This window comes from Streptomyces sp. NPDC033136, from assembly GCF_055578235.1.
The window spans coordinates 1-17,344 of the sequence record NZ_JBVIPD010000040.1 but is presented as its reverse complement, the minus strand read 5'-3'; the positions used below and the strand labels follow the sequence as shown (position 1 = coordinate 17,344).

Here is a 17,344-nt window from a genome sequence, read left to right as displayed (position 1 = left end):
ACGCGAGAACAACCCTTGCTGCCCGGGCTGGAACTGCCCCGTCGGACGTTCCTCGCCGCGCAGCTTGGACAGTTCGCGGAGCAGGCGTTCCTGCTCGGGGTCGAGCTTGGTCGGGGTCTGGACCTCGACGTGGACGATGAGGTCGCCGCGTCCGCCGCCGCGCAGGTGCGTGACGCCCCGGCCGTGCAGGGGGATCGACTGGCCGGACTGGGTGCCCGGGCGGATGTCGACCTCCTCCATGCCGTCGAGCGTCTCCAGCGGCACCTTCGTGCCGAGGGAGGCCGCCGTCATGGGGATCGTCACCGTGCAGTGCAGGTCGTCGCCGCGCCGCTGGAACGTGCTGTGCGGCAGCTCGTGGATCTCGACGTAGAGGTCACCGGCCGGACCGCCGCCGGGGCCGACCTCGCCCTCGCCGGCGAGCTGGATGCGCGTGCCGTTGTCGACACCGGCCGGGATCTTGACCGTGAGCGTCCGGCGGGACCGCACCCGGCCGTCGCCCGCGCACTCGGGACACGGCGTCGGCACGACCGTCCCGAAGCCCTGGCACTGCGGGCAGGGGCGGGAGGTCATGACCTGGCCCAGGAAGGACCGGGTGACCTGCGACACCTCACCGCGACCACGGCACATGTCACACGTCTGCGCGGAGGTGCCCGGCGCCGCGCCCTCACCGCTACAGGTGGTGCAGACGACGGCCGTGTCGACCTGGATGTCCTTCGTCGTGCCGAAGGCAGCCTCGTCGAGCTCGACCTCGATGCGGATCATGGCGTCCTGGCCGCGGCGGGTGCGCGAGCGCGGTCCGCGCTGCGACGCCGTGCCGAAGAACGCGTCCATGATGTCGGAGAAGTTCCCGAAGCCACCGGCTCCGAAGCCGCCCGCGCCGCCGCCTCCGGCCTGCGAGAGCGGGTCGCCGCCGAGGTCGTAGACCTGCTTCTTCTGCGGGTCCGACAGCACCTCGTAAGCGGCGTTGATCTCCTTGAACCGCTCCTGGGTCTTCGGATCGGGGTTGACGTCCGGGTGCAGCTCGCGTGCGAGCCGCCGGAAGGCCTTCTTGATCTCTTCCTGCGACGCGTCGCGGCGCACGCCGAGTACGGCGTAGTAGTCCGTGGCCACTACGACTCCGCCAGGATCTGTCCGACGTACCGTGCCACTGCGCGTACCGCTCCCATCGTTCCCGGGTAGTCCATGCGGGTCGGTCCGACCACGCCGAGCTTGGCGACTGCCTCGCCGCCCGAACCGTAGCCGACCGACACGACGGACGTGGAGTTGAGTCCTTCGTGGGCGTTCTCGTGACCGATCCGTACGGTCACGCCCGGATCCTTCGCCTCGCCGAGCAGCTTGAGGAGCACGACCTGCTCCTCGAGCGCCTCCAGCACCGGCCGGATCGTGAGGGGGAAGTCATGACCGAAGCGGGTCAGATTGGCGGTGCCGCCGATCATCAACCGCTCCTCGTTCTCCTCGACGAGCGTCTCCAGAAGTGTGGAGAGCACCGTGGAGACGGTACCCCGGTCCTCGTGCTCGAACGCCTCCGGCAGATCCTCCACCAGACTCGGCACATCCGCGAAACGGCGGTTCGCCACACGGCTGTTGAGCCGCGCGCGCAGATCCGCGAGGGAGGCCTCGCCGAAGGGCGCCGGGCAGTCGACCACGCGCTGCTCGACCCGCCCGGTGTCCGTGATCAGCACGAGCATCACCCGCGCGGGCGCGAGGGAGAGCAACTCCACGTGCCGCACGGTCGACCGGGTCAGCGACGGGTACTGCACGACGGCGACCTGGCGGGTGAGCTGCGCGAGCAGCCGCACCGTACGCGCCACGACGTCGTCGAGGTCGACGGCGCCCTCGAGGAAGTTCTGGATCGCGCGCCGCTCGGGCGCGGTCATGGGCTTGACGCCCGCGAGCTTGTCCACGAACAGCCGGTAACCCTTGTCGGTGGGGATGCGCCCGGCGCTGGTGTGCGGCTGGGCGATGTATCCCTCGTCCTCGAGGGCCGCCATGTCGTTGCGGACGGTGGCCGGGGAGACGCCGAGGCTGTGCCGCTCGGTGAGGGCCTTGGAGCCGACCGGCTCCTCGGTGCCGACGTAGTCCTGGACGATGGCGCGCAGCACCTGCAGCCTGCGTTCACTGAGCATCGCGCACACCTCCAGATCTCTCCGCCTGCTGCCCTGTCCGTCACGGCCTGGCACTCTGCGCATGCGAGTGCCAGCATTCCCCGCCCAGTGTACGGCGGTGGGGTACGCCCCCGGCAAGGCTGGTCGCGTGCTGTCGTGCCCCGGGCGGGGGTCACCGCTAGCGTCGCCGTATGACGGTGACTTGGGAAGAGCTCGGATGGGAGCGCGTGGCCTCCGGGGTGGGGCGGTGCCGGCTGCCGGTGTGGGACTGCACGGTGGGGCTGGTCGCCGGTGAGGGCGCGGTCCTCGTGATCGACGCCGGATCGAGCCCGGCCGAGGGCGCGCGGGTGCGCGAGCAGGCGCAGTCGCTCACCGGCCACCGTGTGACACATCTCGCGCTGACACATCCCCACTTCGACCATGTCTTCGGGGCGTCGGCGTTCGCGGGGCCGAAGGTGTCCGCGGGGGCGGAGGTGTTCGGCGCGGTGGGTGTGGACGCGCTGCTGACGCGCGTGCGGGACCGCGAGGAGCTGCGGGCGGACGCGGTACGCAACGGCCTGGCCGGGACCACCGCGCGGGAGTCGGCGGACCGGCTGGTCCCGCCGGGCCACCTGGTGTCCGGCGAGTGGACCCTGGACCTGGGCGGCGGGCGCCAGGTGCTGCTGGCGAACGTCGGCCCGGGGCACACCGCGCACGACCTGGCGGTCCTGGTGCCGGGGGATCCGGAGGTGGTGTTCTGCGGCGACCTGGTCGAGGAGTCCGGCGAGCCGCAGGCGGGTCCCGACGCGGTGCCGTCGCACTGGCCGGCCGCCCTGGACCGGCTGCTCGACCTGGGCGGCGAGGACGCGGTGTACGTGCCCGGTCACGGAGCGGTGGTGGGCGCGGCGTTCGTCCGGGCCCAGCGGGACGCGCTGGCGGCGCGTTTCGGCGTGTCTCCGTGATCGCCCGGCGGCTTCTCCTATCGTCATCCGAATGCGCCAGTACTCGCCCGATCTGACCCCGCCGTGGAAGAAGCCGACGCCGGTTCCCGAGGTTCCGGCGGAGCCGGGCCTGGTGGTCGAGGAGGCCGGGACGGGTTTCTGCGGCGCGGTGATCCGCTGCGAGGCGGGCACGGTGACACTGGAGGACCGCTTCGGCAAGCACCGCGTGTTCCCGATGGAGCCCCGCGGCTTCCTGCTGGAAGGCAAGGCGGTGACGCTGGTCCGCCCCACGTCGGGCGGCCCCGCGCGTCCCACCCGCACGGCCTCCGGTTCGGTGGCCGTCCCCGGCGCACGCGCCCGCGTGGCCCGCGCCGGCCGCATCTACGTCGAGGGCCGGCACGACGCCGAACTGGTCGAGAAGGTGTGGGGCGACGACCTGCGCATCGAGGGCGTGGTCGTGGAGTACCTGGAGGGCGTCGACGACCTCCCGTCGATCGTCGCCGACTTCGCTCCGGGCCCGGACGCGCGGCTGGGCGTGCTGGTGGACCACCTCGTGCCGGGCTCGAAGGAGTGGCGCATCGCGCAGTCGGTGACGAGCGAGCACGCGCTGGTGGTGGGCCACCCGTACATCGACGTCTGGGAGGCGGTGAAACCGTCGGCACTGGGCATCGGGTCCTGGCCCCGGATCCCGCGCGGCCAGGACTGGAAGACGGGCGTGTGCCGCGCCCTGGGCTGGCCGGAGAACACGGGCGCGGCCTGGCAGCGGATCCTGTCGGGCGTGCGCTCGTACAAGGACCTGGAGCCGGAGCTGCTGGGCCGGGTGGAGGAACTGATCGACTTCGTGACGGCGCCGGCGTAGGCGCTCAGCTCCTCGGCCGCGGCGATTGTGCCGCCGGGGCGGTGCCCGTCCCGAAGGGGCGGCACCCCGCTGTGCCGGGCGCGGAACGCCCCGGGCCCAGCACCGACGCCGAGCACCTCAGTCCACGAGGTCCCGCACCACACCATCCGCCAGCAACCGCCCCCGCAGCGTCAGCACGGCCCGGCCCTCATCGTACGGACCCTCTTGCAGCAGCCCGTCCGACAGGGCCCTGCGCGAAGCCGCAAGCCCGTCCTCCCGCAGCAGCGACAGCGGCACACCCTCCCGCAGCCGCAGCTCCAGCAGAATCCGCTCGACCCGCCGGTCCTCCTCCGAGAGCACCTCGCGCCCGGCCCCCGGCGACCTCCCCGCCGCCAGCGCCGCCGCGTACGCCCCGGGATGCTTCACGTTCCACCACCGCACGCCGCCCACATGACTGTGCGCACCGGGGCCGGCCCCCCACCAGTCGGCCCCGCGCCAGTACAGCTCGTTGTGCAGGCACCGCCCCGCCTGCGAGGTCGCCCAGTTCGACACCTCGTACCACTCGAAGCCCGTGCCCGAGAGCACCTCGTCCGCGATCAGATACCGGTCGGCGTGGACGTCGTCGTCGGTCATCGGCACCTCGCCCCGGCGGATCCGGCGGGCCAGCTGCGTCCCCTCCTCGACGATCAGGGCGTACGCGCTGACATGGTCCGGCCCGGCCCCCAGCACCGCGTCGAGCGAGGCCCGCCAGTCGGCGTCGGACTCCCCCGGCGTGCCGTAGATCAGATCGAGGTTCACGTGCTCGAACCCGGCCGCCCGGGCCTCCGCGACACACGCCTCGGGCCGCCCCGGCGTATGCGTGCGGTCCAGCACCTTCAGCACGTGCTGCCGCGCGCTCTGCATCCCGAAGGAGATCCGGTTGAAGCCCCCCTCGCGCAGCGCCGCCAGATACCCCGGATCGACCGACTCCGGGTTCGCCTCGGTCGTGACCTCGGCGTCCTCCGCGAGCCCGAACTCGTCACGGACGGCCGCGAGCATCCGCACCAGGTCACCGGCGTCGAGCAGGGTCGGCGTCCCCCCGCCCACGAACACCGTACGAACGGGCCGCGGATCGTCCCCCAGCACCTTCCGCGCCAGCCTGACCTCGTCGGCCAGCGTCTCGGCGTAGTTGTCCCGCGAGGCGAGCACGCCGCCGGTGCCGCGCAGCTCGGTCGCCGTGTAGGTGTTGAAGTCGCAGTAGCCGCAGCGGGTCGCGCAGTAGGGAACGTGCAGGTAGAACCCGAGCGGGCGGTCGGCGGCCCCGGCGAGCGCGGACGCGGGCAGCGTGCCGTCGTCGGGGACGGGCTCGCCGTCGGGGAGTGCGGAAGGCATGTCCTCCATTGTCCAGCACCCGCGTGGTCAGTCCGCCTGGAGCACCAGCAACGCCAGGTCGTCCGCCGGGGGCCGCGCCCCGAACTCGTGCACCAGCCGCTTGATCCGCTCGGCTATCAGCTCGGCGTCCAGCCCGGCGCAGCCCGCGAGAGCCGCCGCGAGCCCGTCCCCGTCGTCGAACTGGCGGGATCCGGAGCGGCGCTCGGTGACACCGTCGGTGACGCACAGCAGCGTGTCGCCGGAGCGCAGCTCGAAGGTCTCACTGGTGTACGTGGCGTCCTCGACGACGCCCAGGAGGGTCTGCGGCTGCGCGGCGGTGTGGACCTCGCCGCCCGCTCCGAGCAGCAGGGGCAGCGGATGACCCGCGGAGGCGACGGTGCAGCGGACCCCGCCGCCGAAGGGGACGAGTTCGCCGTAGAGCAGGGACAGGAAGCGCGTCTGGGGGCCGTCGCCGGGCGGGGTCGCCCGCGCGCCCGCCGCCACCAGCGCCCGGGCCGCCGCGTCCGCGGCCTCCGTCGCGTCGTCGAGCAGGAGCTGGTTGAGGCGGTCGAGGACGTCGGCGACCCGGTAGCCCTCGCGGGCCAGCAGGCGCAGCCAGGGCCGGGCCAGACCGATCACGACGGCCGCCTCGGGCCCCTTGCCCTGGACGTCGCCGACGGCGAAGCACCAGCGGCCGTCGCCCGCCGGGAACAGGTCGTAGAAATCGCCGCTGGGCCCGCCCTTGTCACACGGCTCGTAGACGAGGGCGCTGCGCACGCCGGGGATCTCGGCCACCGCGCCGGGCAGCAGGCCGCGCTGGAGTACGGCGCTGATGGTGGCCTGCCGGGCGTACTGCCGGGCGGCGCCGATCGCCAGGGCCACCCGGCGGCTGAGGTCCTCGACCAGGCCGGTGATCTCGTCGGGGAAGCCGGAGGTCCCGGACCGTCCGATGACGAGGGTGCCCAGCGGGCGGCCCCCGGCGACCAGCCGGTAGGCCAGGGCCGAGCCCGGCTCGCCGGGCGCGTCACCGAGCGCCTCGCCGGGCCAGGGGTAGCCGACGGGGTCCGGCCGTAGCGGGTCGGAGGGGTGCGGGGGGTCCTTCTCCAGGGCCCGGCGCAGTTCCTCGATGCGGTTCTCGCTGCCGTGCCAGACCCGGGCCAGCCGGGGCCCGCCCACCCCGGCTCCGCCGCTCCAGCCGCCGCCGGTGGCCTCGTCCTCCAGCCAGACCGCGCACCAGTCGGCCAGCCGCGGCACGATCAGCTGCCCGGCGAGGGCGGCGACCAGGTCCTCGTCGAGCTGTCCGGCGAGCAGGTCGGAGGCCTCGGCGAGGAAGGACAGGGCGCCGCGGCCGAGCCAGGAGCCGTCGCGGCCGTCCTGATCACGGCTCTCGTACCGCTCCCGCCAGTCCCGCAGGTCGCTCCACTCCCTCCAGTCACGCGGGCCGGGAGAGTCCCGTACGGCCTCCTCTCCGGCCCCGTCGCCGCGGGGCGGTTCCGGCGCCAGGATCTCCGCCACCCGCAACCCGCGCGCCAGCCCCGCCTCCCCGTACGCCTCGATCTGCTCCCCCGCCGCGCACGCCCCGGCGGGCAACCGCGCCCACACCGTCTTCCGGCCCGGGCGGTAGGTGATGCCCCACGCCTCGGAGAGCGCGCCGACGAGCCGCAGGCCGCGCCCGTGCTCAGGGGTGTCGTGCGGCGGGTCCGGCTCGCCTCCGCGCGGGGCTCGGGAGGGGTGGCGGTCGCAGACCTCGACGACGAGCGCGGCCGTGTCCGCGGTGTCGCCCTCCAGCCGGCACTCCATCTCGACGTCGGTTCCGGCGTGCACGACGGCGTTGGTGACGAGTTCGCTGACGACGAGCGTGGCGTCGTCGGCCAGGCGGTCGGTGAGGTGCTCGGTGCCGGGCAGGCCGAGCCGGGTCCATTCGGCGAGCGCCGCGCGCACCAGGGCGCGGGCGGCGCCCGGCGCGAGCGAGCTGCCGGGCAGAGTCGTGTGCGCCCGCGCGCACTCCTGCGCGGGCGCCGCCTCGGCGGACGGGGGGAGCACCTCGGCGGGCCGGGCGAGCACCTCCGCGGACGGAGAGAACACCTCCGCGGGCCGGGCGAGCACCTCCGCGGACGGAGAGAACACCTCCGCGGGCCGGGCGAGCACCTCCGCGGACGGAGAGAGCACCTCGGCAGCCGGTGCGGTCTCCCCCGAAACGGGCCCCTCCTGAACGGGCACGGGCGTCTCCCAAGCGTGTGCAGGCGCTTCTGAGGCACGGGAGGCGGTCTCCCGTTGCGTCGGAATGGCCCCCATGGACAGCTCCCCGGGCAGTTCGTACGAATACACCACAGTCGATGCCGACAGAGTGACAGACTGGCCACGCCCATAAGCGCCGAGTTACCGAAGTGGGCCGCCATGAGTGAGAACCGTGCTACTCCTGTGGTCGAAGACCGGCATGAAGACGGTCAGATTCGTGCATCCGATCTGCGCCCCCTGCTCGCGGCCATGACAGCCGCTCGCGACGGCGATTTCACCAAGGTGTCGGAAACCGGCCACGGGATGGTGGCCGAACTCACCGCGGTCTTCAACCAGATCATGGACCGCAGCGTCCACTTCACCACCGAGGTGCGGCGCGTCAGACGGGAGCTGGCGCGGCACGGCCGGCTCGACGAGCGGCTCTCGGCCAGTCCGGGGCAGGGCCTGTGGACGTCCCGCGTCGACGACGTGAACCAGCTGCTCGACGCCCTGGTCGCCCCGGCGGCCGACGCCACCCGCGTGCTGGACGCGGTGGCCGGCGGCGATCTGACCCAGCGGGTCGATCTGCACGACGGCACGCGGGAGTTACGCGGGGACCTGAGGCGCCTCGGCCGGGCCGTGAACAAGATGGTGGACCAGCTCTCCCTGTTCACCGGCGAGGTGACGCGGGTCGCCCGCGAGGTCGGCACCGAGGGCCGGCTCGGCGGCCGGGCCAAGGTGCGCGGGCTGTCGGGCAGTTGGCGGGACGTGACGGAGGCCGTCAACACGATGGCGTCGCGGCTGACGGCCCAGGTCCGGGACATCGCGGCGGTCACGACGGCGGTGGCGCGCGGCGACCTGACCCGCACGGTCACGGTCGAGGCGACCGGTGAACTGCTGGAACTGAAGCTGACCGTGAACACGATGGTCGACCAGCTCTCCGCCTTCGCCGACGAGGTCACCCGCGTGGCCCGCGAGGTGGGCACCGAGGGCCGGCTGGGCGGCCAGGCGCAGGTCCGGGGCGTCTCCGGCCTCTGGAAGGACCTCACCGACAACGTCAACTCCATGGCGCTGAACCTGACCTCGCAGGTCCGCAACATCGCCCAGGTCACCACCGCCGTCGCCAACGGCGACCTGTCGAAGAAGATCACGGTCGACGCGCGCGGCGAGATCCTCGAACTCAAGGACACCGTCAACACGATGGTGGAGCAGCTGCGTGCCTTCGCCGACGAGGTCACCCGCGTGGCCCGCGAGGTCGGCACCGACGGCCGGCTCGGCGGCCGGGCCCAGGTCCCGGGTGTCTCCGGGGTCTGGCGCGATCTGACGGACAACGTCAACTACATGGCCGACAACCTCACTTCGCAGGTGCGCAACATCGCCCAGGTCGCGACGGCCGTCGCGCAGGGTGACCTGTCCCGGAAGATCGACGTGGACGCCCGCGGCGAGATCCTGGAGCTGAAGACCACCATCAACACAATGGTCGACACGCTGTCCTCCTTCTCCTCGGAGGTCACGCGCGTGGCCCGCGAGGTCGGCAGCGAGGGCCGGCTCGGCGGCCAGGCCAGGGTCGAGGGCGTCCACGGCACCTGGAAAGGCCTGACAACGAACGTCAACGAGCTGGCCTCGAACCTCACCACCCAGGTCCGTGCGATCGCCGAGGTCGCCTCCGCCGTGGCCCAGGGCGACATGTCCCGCTCGATCACGGTCGAGACCCGCGGCGAGGTCACCGAGCTGAAGGACAACATCAACCTGATGGTGGCCAACCTGCGCGAGACGACCCGCGCGAAGGACTGGCTGGAGTCCAACCTCGCCCGGCTCGCCGCCCTGATGCAGGGCCACCGCGACCTGATGGAGGTCGCCGACCTGATACTCCGCGAGCTGACCCCGCTGGTGAACGCCCAGTACGGCGCGTTCTACCTGGCCGACACCGAGGAGGACGGCGCGGCCCCGCACACCACCGTCCCGACGAAGGGCCTGGCCTTCATCGCCGGCTACGGCGCCGCCCAGGACGCGACCGTCGAGACCGGTGCCCTCCCCGTGCACGGCCTGGTGGCGCAGGCGGCCCGGGAGAAGAAGCGGATCCTGGTCGAGGGCGCCCCGCCCGACTACATCAAGATCAACAGCGGTCTCGGCGAGGCGGCTCCCACGACGATCGTCATCATCCCGATCCTCTTCGAGGACAAGCTCCTCGGCGTCATCGAACTCGCCTCCTTCTCCCGCTTCTCCGATGTGCACCTGGCCTTCTTCGACCAGTTCGTCCACACCATCGGCGTCGCCATCAACACGATCATCGCCAACTCCCGCACGGAGTCCCTGCTCGGCGAGTCCCAGCGCCTCGCCATGCAGCTCCAGGAGCGCTCGGACGAACTCCAGAAGCAGCAGCGCGAGCTGCAGCGCTCCAACGCCGAACTGGAGGAGAAGGCCGCCCTGCTGGCCACGTCCTCGCAGTACAAGTCGGAGTTCCTGGCGAACATGTCGCACGAGCTGCGCACACCGCTCAACTCCCTGCTGATCCTGGCCCGGCTGCTCTCCGACAACCCGGACGGCCGTCTCACGGACCAGGAGGTGCAGTTCGCGACGACGATCCACCGCTCGGGCTCGGACCTGCTCCAGCTGATCAACGACATCCTGGACCTGTCGAAGATCGAGGCGGGCCGGATGGACGTACGCCCGAAACGACTGCCGTTGATCAAGCTTCTCGACTACGTCCACGCCACGTTCCGCCCCCTCACCATCGACCGGGGGCTCCCCTTCGAGCTGGCGGTCGGCGAGGACGTACCGCGCGAGATGTACTCGGACGAGCAGCGCCTCCAGCAGATCCTGCGCAACCTCCTCTCCAACGCGATCAAGTTCACCGCGACCGGCAAGGTCGAGCTGCGCGTGGACCGGGTGCGGGACACCGAGCACCGGCGGGGGTCTCCCCGCTCATGGGGGTCCCCCCGCTCGAGCGCAGTCGAGAGTGGGGGAGAAGTCGAGAGTGAGGGAGTCCGGGACACCGACGACGTCATCGCGTTCACCGTGTCCGACACCGGCATCGGCATCGCGCCGGAGAAACTCCCGGTGATCTTCGAGGCGTTCCAGCAGGCCGACGGCACCACCAACCGCAAGTACGGCGGCACCGGCCTCGGCCTGTCCATCAGCCGGAAGATCGCGGGCCTGCTCGGCGGCCGGATCGTCGCCGAGAGCGAGCCGGGCAAGGGTTCCACGTTCACCCTGTACGTGCCTGTGGTGAGCCCCGGGCACACGGCGCCGGGACCGGCCCCGGAGGACCGCCCCGAACTGCCCCTGCCCCCGCCCCTGCCCCTTCAGCCGGCCACCTCCGGACCGTTCCCGGCCGCCTCCGACACGGACGACGCCTGGCCCGCGCCGACCAGGCTGGAGGCATGGACGTCCGGCAGGCCGGGCCGGATCCTGGCCGGGCGGCGGGTACTGATCGTCGACGACGACATCCGCAACGTCTTCGCCCTCACCCATGTCCTGGGCCGCGTCGGCATGACCGTGCTGTACGCGGAGAACGGCCGCGAGTGCATCGAGACGCTGGAACGCGGCACGGACGTCGAACTGGTCCTGATGGACATCATGATGCCGGGGATGGACGGCTACGAGACCATCTCGGCCATCCGCCGCACCCCGCGCTGGGCGAGCCTGCCCATCGTCGCCCTGACCGCGAAGGCGATGCCCGGCGACCGCGAGAAGTCCATCGCCCGCGGTGCCGACGACCACGTGCCCAAGCCGGTGGACGTCGAGGGCCTGCTGACGGTGGTGTGCGACCTGCTGGACCCCGAGGGCACGGAAGAAGAGGCATGAGCGACGCGGCCACCCACCCCGAACGCGCCGGAATCCTGCTGGTCGACGACATGGAGGACAACCTGACCGCCCTGGAGGCCGTCCTCGCCTCCCTCGACGAGCCGCTGGTCCGGGCCCGTTCCGGCGAGGAGGCCATGAAGGCCCTGCTCCGGCAGCCGATCGCTCTGGTCCTGCTCGACGTGAGGATGCCCGGCATGGACGGCTTCGAGACGGCCGCCCACATCAAACGCCTGGACCAGACCCGGAACGTGCCGATCATCTTCCTGACCGGCGCGGGTGACGACCCGGGCTACGCCTTCCGCGGCTACGCGACCGGCGCCGCCGACTACGTGACCAAGCCCTTCGACCCGTGGGTCCTCAGGGCCAAGGTGAGCGTCTTCCTGGACCTCTACCGCAAGGGCAGAGAAGTGGAACGCCTGCGCGCGGAGGTCCAGGACCTGAGACGCCGGGTCGGCTCGGAAACCTGAGGGGCGCGGGGACCCGTGCGAGCGGCCACGTACACCCCGCAGCCGCCCGCGCTCCCCCGCCGTCCCCTACGCCTCGCGAGACCCCTCGTACATCTCCTCGATCAGGTGCTTGTACTCCCGCTCCACGACCGGTCGCTTCAGCTTCAGACTCGGCGTGATCTCACCGTGCTCGACGTCGAGGTCCCGCGGCAGCAGCCGGAACTTCTTGATGGTCTGCCACCGCTGGAGCCCCTCGTTGAGCTGCTTCACATACCCGTCGACCATCTCGACGGTCACCGGCGCCGCCACGATCTCCGCGTACGGCTTCCCCTCGAGCCCGTTCTCCTTGGCCCACTCGGTGATCGCGAGCTCGTCGAGCGCGATGAGCGCCGTGCAGAAGTTCCGGTCCGCCCCGTGCACGAGGATGTTGGACACGTACGGGCACACCGCCTTGAACTGCCCCTCGACCTCGGCCGGCGCGATGTACTTGCCGCCCGACGTCTTGATGAGGTCCTTCTTGCGGTCGGTGATCCGCAGGTACCCGTCGGGCGACAGCTCCCCGATGTCCCCGGTGTGGAACCAGCCGTCCGGCTCCAGCACCTCCGCGGTCTTCTCGGGCAGCTTGTGGTAACCCTCCATGACCCCCGGGCCCCGCAGCAGGATCTCGCCGTCGTCGGCGATCCGCACCTCCGTACCGGGCAGCGGCTTGCCGACCGTCCCGGTGCGGTAGGCCTCGCCCGGGTTCACGAACGACGCCGCCGAGGACTCGGTCAGGCCGTAGCCCTCGAGGATGTGGATGCCCGCGCCGGAGAAGAAGTAGCCGATCTCAGGCGCGAGGGCGGCCGAACCCGAGACGCACGCCCGCAGGTTCCCGCCGAAGGCCTCCCGGATCTTGGCGTACACCAGCGCGTCCGCGACCTTGTGCTTCGCGCCCAGCCCGAACGGCACGGACGCGGTCCCGGTCCGCCGGAAGTTGTCCTGGGAGACCTTGGCGTACTCGCGGGCGACCTCGGCGGCCCACTGGAAGATCTTGTACTTGGCCCCGCCGGCCGCCCGGGCCTTCGCGGCGACGCCGTTGTAGACCTTCTCGAAGATGCGCGGCACGGCGGCCATGTACGTCGGCTGCACCACCGGCAGATTCTCGATGATCTTGTCGACCCGGCCGTCCACGGCGGTGACGTGCCCGACCTCGATCTGCCCGGAGGTGAGCACCTTGCCGAAGACGTGCGCGAGCGGCAGCCACAGGTACTGCACGTCCTCAGTGCTGACCAGCCCGGTCGCGGCGATCGCCTTCGCCATGTACGCCCAGTTGTCGTGCGGCAGGCGCACGCCCTTGGGGCGGCCGGTGGTGCCGGAGGTGTAGATGAGGGTGGCCAGCTGGTCCTTGGTGATCGCGCCGACCCGCTCCTTGACCAGGTCGGGGTCCTTCTCCAGCCGTGCCGCGCCGCGCTTCTCCAGCTCCTCGAGGGTGAGGATCCAGTCGGCGGTCTCGGCACCGGCCGGATCCACGACCACGACGTGGGTCAGCTCGGGCAGCTCGGCGCGCTTCTCCTTCGCCTTGGCCAGCTGCTCGGCGTTCTCCGCGATGAGCACCCGGCTCTGGGAGTCCGACAGGATGTACGCCGACTCGTCGGCGTTGGTCTGCGGATACACCGTGGTCGTGGCGGCGCCGGCGCACATGATGCCGAGGTCGGCCAGGATCCACTCGATCCGGGTGCTGGAGGCGAGGGCGACGCGCTGCTCGGGCTGCACGCCCAGCTCGATGAGCCCCGCCGCGATGGCGTAGACCCGCTCGGCGGTCTGCGCCCAGCTCAGGGACTTCCACTCGTCCGGCCCCTGGCCGGAGGACGAGGGGACCGGATACCGGTAGGCCTCGGCGTCCGGCGTGGCCGCCACGCGCTCCAGGAAGAGGCCCGCCACGGACGGCGGACGGTTCTCGATCAAGGTCAGTGCGTCGCTCACGACATCCTCCGGGGCCCGCGACAGTGCGGCTGGCTCAGGTGCGGCTGGTTTGTACTCACGAGGTGCCGGTCACACCGTTGTTTAACTCGCGAGTAACTATCGAGCAGGGACAGAGTAAAGGCCGACCGGCCGCTGCGTAAGGGGCCGCGGCCTGTCACTTCCTACAGAGAGCTACCCCGTATACGCGCGGAGCCCGCCGCACTTTCGCACGGCGGGCCCCTGTTCTACCCGGTTTGCGGTGTAACCCTCGGTAACAGGCTACTGCTTCTTGCCCTTGCCCGGCCCCGCGCTGTCATCGCTCGACAGAACGGCGATGAAGGCCTCCTGCGGAACTTCCACGGAACCCACCATCTTCATTCGCTTCTTGCCCTCCTTCTGCTTCTCCAGCAGCTTCCGCTTACGGGAGATGTCACCGCCGTAGCACTTGGCGAGAACGTCCTTGCGGATGGCGCGGATGGTCTCGCGGGCGATGACCCGGGAGCCGATGGCGGCCTGGACGGGCACCTCGAAGGCCTGTCGCGGGATGAGTTCCTTGAGCTTGGCGACGAGCCGCACCCCGTAGGCGTAGGCCTGGTCCTTGTGGGTGATCGCCGAGAAGGCGTCCACCTTGTCGCCGTGCAGCAGGATGTCGACCTTGACCAGGCTGGAGGTCTGCTCGCCGGTGGGCTCGTAGTCGAGCGAGGCGTAGCCGCGGGTCTTGGACTTCAGCTGGTCGAAGAAGTCGAAGACGATCTCGGCGAGGGGCAGGGTGTAGCGGATCTCGACCCGGTCCTCGGACAGGTAGTCCATGCCGAGCAGGGTGCCGCGCCGCGTCTGGCACAGCTCCATGATCGAGCCGATGAACTCGCTGGGCGCCAGGAGGGTGGCCCGTACGACCGGCTCGTAGACTTCCGAGATCTTGCCCTCGGGGAACTCGCTCGGGTTGGTGACCGTGTGCTCGCTGCCGTCCTCCATGAGGACGCGGTAGACGACGTTCGGCGCGGTGGCGATCAGGTCGAGCCCGAACTCGCGCTCCAGCCGCTCGCGGATCACGTCCAGGTGCAGCAGCCCGAGGAAACCGACGCGGAAGCCGAAGCCGAGGGCCGCGGAGGTCTCCGGCTCGTAGACCAGCGCGGCGTCGTTGAGCTGGAGCTTGTCCAAGGCCTCGCGCAGCTCGGGGTAGTCCGAGCCGTCCAGGGGGTAGAGGCCGGAGAAGACCATCGGCTTGGGGTCCTTGTACCCGCCGAGCGCCTCTTCGGCCCCCTTGTGCTGGCTGGTGACGGTGTCACCCACCTTGGACTGGCGGACGTCCTTCACGCCGGTGATGAGGTATCCCACCTCGCCGACGGCGAGACCGTCGGCCGACAGCATCTCCGGCGAGTTGGTGCCGATCTCCAGCAGCTCGTGCGTGGCGCCGGTGGACATCATCCGGATCCGCTCACGCTTGTTGAGCTGACCGTCGATGACACGGACGTACGTCACCACGCCCCGGTATGAGTCGTAGACGGAGTCGAAGATCATGGCCCGCGCGGGGGCGTCCTTCACACCGACCGGGGCCGGAACCTGCTCGACCACCTTGTCCAGCAGCGCCTCGACACCGAGCCCGGTCTTGGCGGAGACCTTGAGGACGTCGTCGGGCTCGCACCCGATGAGGTGGGCGAGCTCCTCGGCGAACTTCTCGGGCTGCGCGGCCGGCAGGTCGATCTTGTTCAGCACCGGGATGATCGTGAGGTCGTTCTCCATCGCCAGGTAGAGGTTGGCGAGAGTCTGGGCCTCGATGCCCTGGGCGGCGTCGACCAGGAGGATGGTCCCCTCGCACGCGGCGAGCGAGCGGGAGACCTCGTAGGTGAAGTCGACGTGCCCCGGGGTGTCGATCATGTTCAGGATGTGCGTGTTGCTCTTGTCGTGGGTCGGGGCCCACGGCAGACGCACCGCCTGTGACTTGATCGTGATGCCACGCTCGCGCTCGATGTCCATGCGGTCGAGGTACTGGGCGCGCATCTGCCGCTGCTCGACCACTCCGGTCAGCTGGAGCATCCGGTCGGCGAGCGTGGACTTGCCGTGGTCGATGTGCGCGATGATGCAGAAGTTGCGGATCAGAGCCGGATCGGTACGGCTCGGCTCGGGCACGTGGCTGGGGATCGCGGGCACGCAGGGTCCTGATTCTTGAGGCGTCCGCAGTGTCTGCGGTCTCGGGTCGGATCGATACGTAGCCTCCATGGTCCCACGGGCCGGGACCATGGACGGGTTTGGGCCGTGGATGGGCCCGCTGGTAGCCTGGGTGGCTGTGTCTCATGCCCTCTCGCAGGAGGCACGCCTTCAAGAAATCACCCGGTGCAGGACCGTGCGGCATCCGTGCGGCCCCGTGCCAGAACCTGTAGAGGCTCATTCGTGGCGAACATCAAGTCCCAGATCAAGCGGATCAAGACCAACGAGAAGGCTCGGCTGCGCAACAAGGCCGTCAAGTCCTCCCTGAAGACCGCGATCCGCAAGGCCCGTGAGGCTGCTGCCGCGGGTGACGTCGAGAAGGCCAACGAGTACCAGCGCGCTGCCGCGCGTCAGCTCGACAAGGCCGTCTCGAAGGGCGTCATCCACAAGAACCAGGCCGCCAACAAGAAGTCGGCGCTGGCTCAGAAGGTCACCGCGCTCAAGGGCTGACGTCTGATGTGACGCCGGAGGGAATCGAGCGGGCCCTCTCTCATCCGCTCCCGTCCGGCACCCCGGATCCGCGCGCGGCCTGCGTTCGCCACGCGGGCGCGGATCCACCAGATCGAAGCGAGGGCCGGGTGCGTCCCATTCCCCATGGGAGGCACCCGGCCCTCGGTCTGCTCAGGACCAGAACTCGTTGTTCTTGTCGATGTCCTCGACGCATTCGTCGAGGTCGGTGATCTTGTCCCCGACAACCCGGAAGATGATGCAGCCGGTGTCGTCGAGGTGCTTGCCGTTGCGCTCGGCCGTGAAGCGCATCATGCCGACCGCGTGGCCGCGGCCGTCGGCACAGACGCCGATCAGATCGGCACGCGCCGTCCCGTTGGTCTCCGTGCCGAGCCGCTCGTACATCTCGATGATCGCGTTCACCCCTTTGAAGTCGCCCGACAACGGGTGGTTCCCGGGCACGTGGTGGGTGGCGTCCGCTGCCATCAGCCCGCGCATGGTGTCCATGTCACCTTGCGAGAAGGCCTCGAATCCCTTGCGGACCAGCGCTGCGTGCGGGTGTTCAGCCATGGCCTTCGCCACCTCTCTGTCCTTTGGCGACGTACGGCTGACACTGCCGATTCTCCCCCCGGCAGCCCCTCGCGGCACAGTGGAGACAGGGACGCGCGCGACGCCCGCGCCGCCGGGGCCGGGCAGGGCGGAGACGCCGGGCGGGCCGGCACCGCGCGGACCTGCCGGCCGGGGCCCGCGTGGCGCCCCGGCTCCCCGCCCGGACCTGGACCGGGGGCGACGCTTCTGGGGGGGGCCTTTCACCTTCTGAGGGGCCTTTCACCAGGCCCGCCCGGGTCGCGCGGCCTGGCACGCGCATCGCCGCGCTGCCGAAGAGCAAGCAGGCCGCTCGCCTTGGCCGCACCCCGGGCCTCCGAGAGAGGCGGACGTCCTGCGAGAGGCGGCTCGAAGGACCGGTGTCGCTAGGGGGCTTCTGATGGATCTCCGTGGAAGAAGGAGCGGCGTTCGGTGCGTGCTCTCGGCGTGCCGGGCGGAAGGCCTTGTAGCGGAGCTACC

At 70.9% G+C, this 17,344-nt stretch carries 12 protein-coding genes; 5 read left to right on the top strand and 7 right to left on the bottom strand.

Going from position 1 to position 17,344, the window contains the following annotated elements:
* Both dnaJ and hrcA read right to left on the bottom strand, forming a co-directional pair.
* Positions 1–1,110 (bottom strand): molecular chaperone DnaJ (dnaJ, locus tag ACZ5TL_RS38455; RefSeq protein WP_468595420.1); only part of this gene is annotated, 1,110 nt, incomplete at its 3' end.
* Positions 1,110–2,126 (bottom strand): heat-inducible transcriptional repressor HrcA, encoded by a 1,017-nt coding sequence (gene hrcA / locus ACZ5TL_RS38450; RefSeq protein ID WP_468595419.1) that lies wholly within the window; start codon positions 2,124–2,126, stop codon positions 1,110–1,112. The genes dnaJ and hrcA, both read right to left, overlap by 1 nt.
* 170 nt (positions 2,127–2,296) lie before the next feature.
* Between hrcA and ACZ5TL_RS38445 the strand changes: the two genes are divergently transcribed.
* Both ACZ5TL_RS38445 and ACZ5TL_RS38440 read left to right on the top strand, forming a co-directional pair.
* The gene (locus ACZ5TL_RS38445) at positions 2,297–3,046 is read left to right on the top strand and encodes an MBL fold metallo-hydrolase (protein WP_468595418.1); all 750 of its coding nucleotides are present in this window, start codon (positions 2,297–2,299) and stop codon (positions 3,044–3,046) included.
* 31 nt (positions 3,047–3,077) lie between these two features.
* The gene (locus tag ACZ5TL_RS38440) at positions 3,078–3,884 is read left to right on the top strand and encodes a DUF3097 domain-containing protein (protein ID WP_468595417.1); all 807 of its coding nucleotides are present in this window, start codon (positions 3,078–3,080) and stop codon (positions 3,882–3,884) included.
* Between the two features lie 117 nt (positions 3,885–4,001).
* On the opposite strand, the gene hemW is transcribed toward ACZ5TL_RS38440, so the two are convergent.
* Positions 4,002–5,234 carry a radical SAM family heme chaperone HemW gene (hemW, locus tag ACZ5TL_RS38435; protein ID WP_468595416.1) on the bottom strand — a complete coding sequence of 411 codons (1,233 nt, stop codon included), beginning with the start codon at positions 5,232–5,234 and terminating at the stop codon, positions 4,002–4,004.
* Positions 5,235–5,261: 27 nt separating this feature from the next.
* Complete coding sequence (locus tag ACZ5TL_RS38430) at positions 5,262–7,256, bottom strand: SpoIIE family protein phosphatase (RefSeq protein WP_468595442.1); 1,995 nt, start codon at positions 7,254–7,256, stop codon at positions 5,262–5,264.
* Between the two features lie 354 nt (positions 7,257–7,610).
* Here ACZ5TL_RS38430 and ACZ5TL_RS38425 point away from each other — a divergent pair, with 354 nt between their 5' ends.
* Together ACZ5TL_RS38425 and ACZ5TL_RS38420 are read left to right on the top strand one after the other, a co-directional pair.
* Positions 7,611–11,237, top strand: a complete 3,627-nt coding sequence (locus ACZ5TL_RS38425; RefSeq protein ID WP_468595415.1) for a HAMP domain-containing protein — start codon at positions 7,611–7,613, stop codon at positions 11,235–11,237.
* The gene (locus ACZ5TL_RS38420) at positions 11,234–11,704 is read left to right on the top strand and encodes a response regulator (protein ID WP_468595414.1); all 471 of its coding nucleotides are present in this window, start codon (positions 11,234–11,236) and stop codon (positions 11,702–11,704) included. The genes ACZ5TL_RS38425 and ACZ5TL_RS38420 overlap by 4 nt, the downstream gene beginning before the upstream one ends.
* 66 nt (positions 11,705–11,770) lie before the next feature.
* Here the strand turns inward: ACZ5TL_RS38420 and ACZ5TL_RS38415 are convergent, their stop codons facing one another.
* Positions 11,771–13,645 (bottom strand): AMP-dependent synthetase/ligase, encoded by a 1,875-nt coding sequence (locus ACZ5TL_RS38415; RefSeq protein WP_468595413.1) that lies wholly within the window; start codon positions 13,643–13,645, stop codon positions 11,771–11,773.
* Positions 13,646–13,903: 258 nt separating this feature from the next.
* Complete coding sequence (gene lepA, locus ACZ5TL_RS38410; protein ID WP_468595412.1) at positions 13,904–15,775, bottom strand: translation elongation factor 4; 1,872 nt, start codon at positions 15,773–15,775, stop codon at positions 13,904–13,906.
* Between the two features lie 240 nt (positions 15,776–16,015).
* Here lepA and rpsT point away from each other — a divergent pair, with 240 nt between their 5' ends.
* A complete protein-coding gene (gene rpsT / locus ACZ5TL_RS38405; protein ID WP_468595411.1) occupies positions 16,016–16,282 on the top strand; it encodes a 30S ribosomal protein S20 in 267 nt (88 codons plus the stop codon).
* Between the two features lie 171 nt (positions 16,283–16,453).
* Here rpsT and ACZ5TL_RS38400 read toward each other — a convergent pair whose 3' ends face one another.
* Positions 16,454–16,849 carry a nuclear transport factor 2 family protein gene (locus ACZ5TL_RS38400; protein ID WP_468595410.1) on the bottom strand — a complete coding sequence of 132 codons (396 nt, stop codon included), beginning with the start codon at positions 16,847–16,849 and terminating at the stop codon, positions 16,454–16,456.
* Positions 16,850–17,344 lie beyond the last annotated feature (495 nt).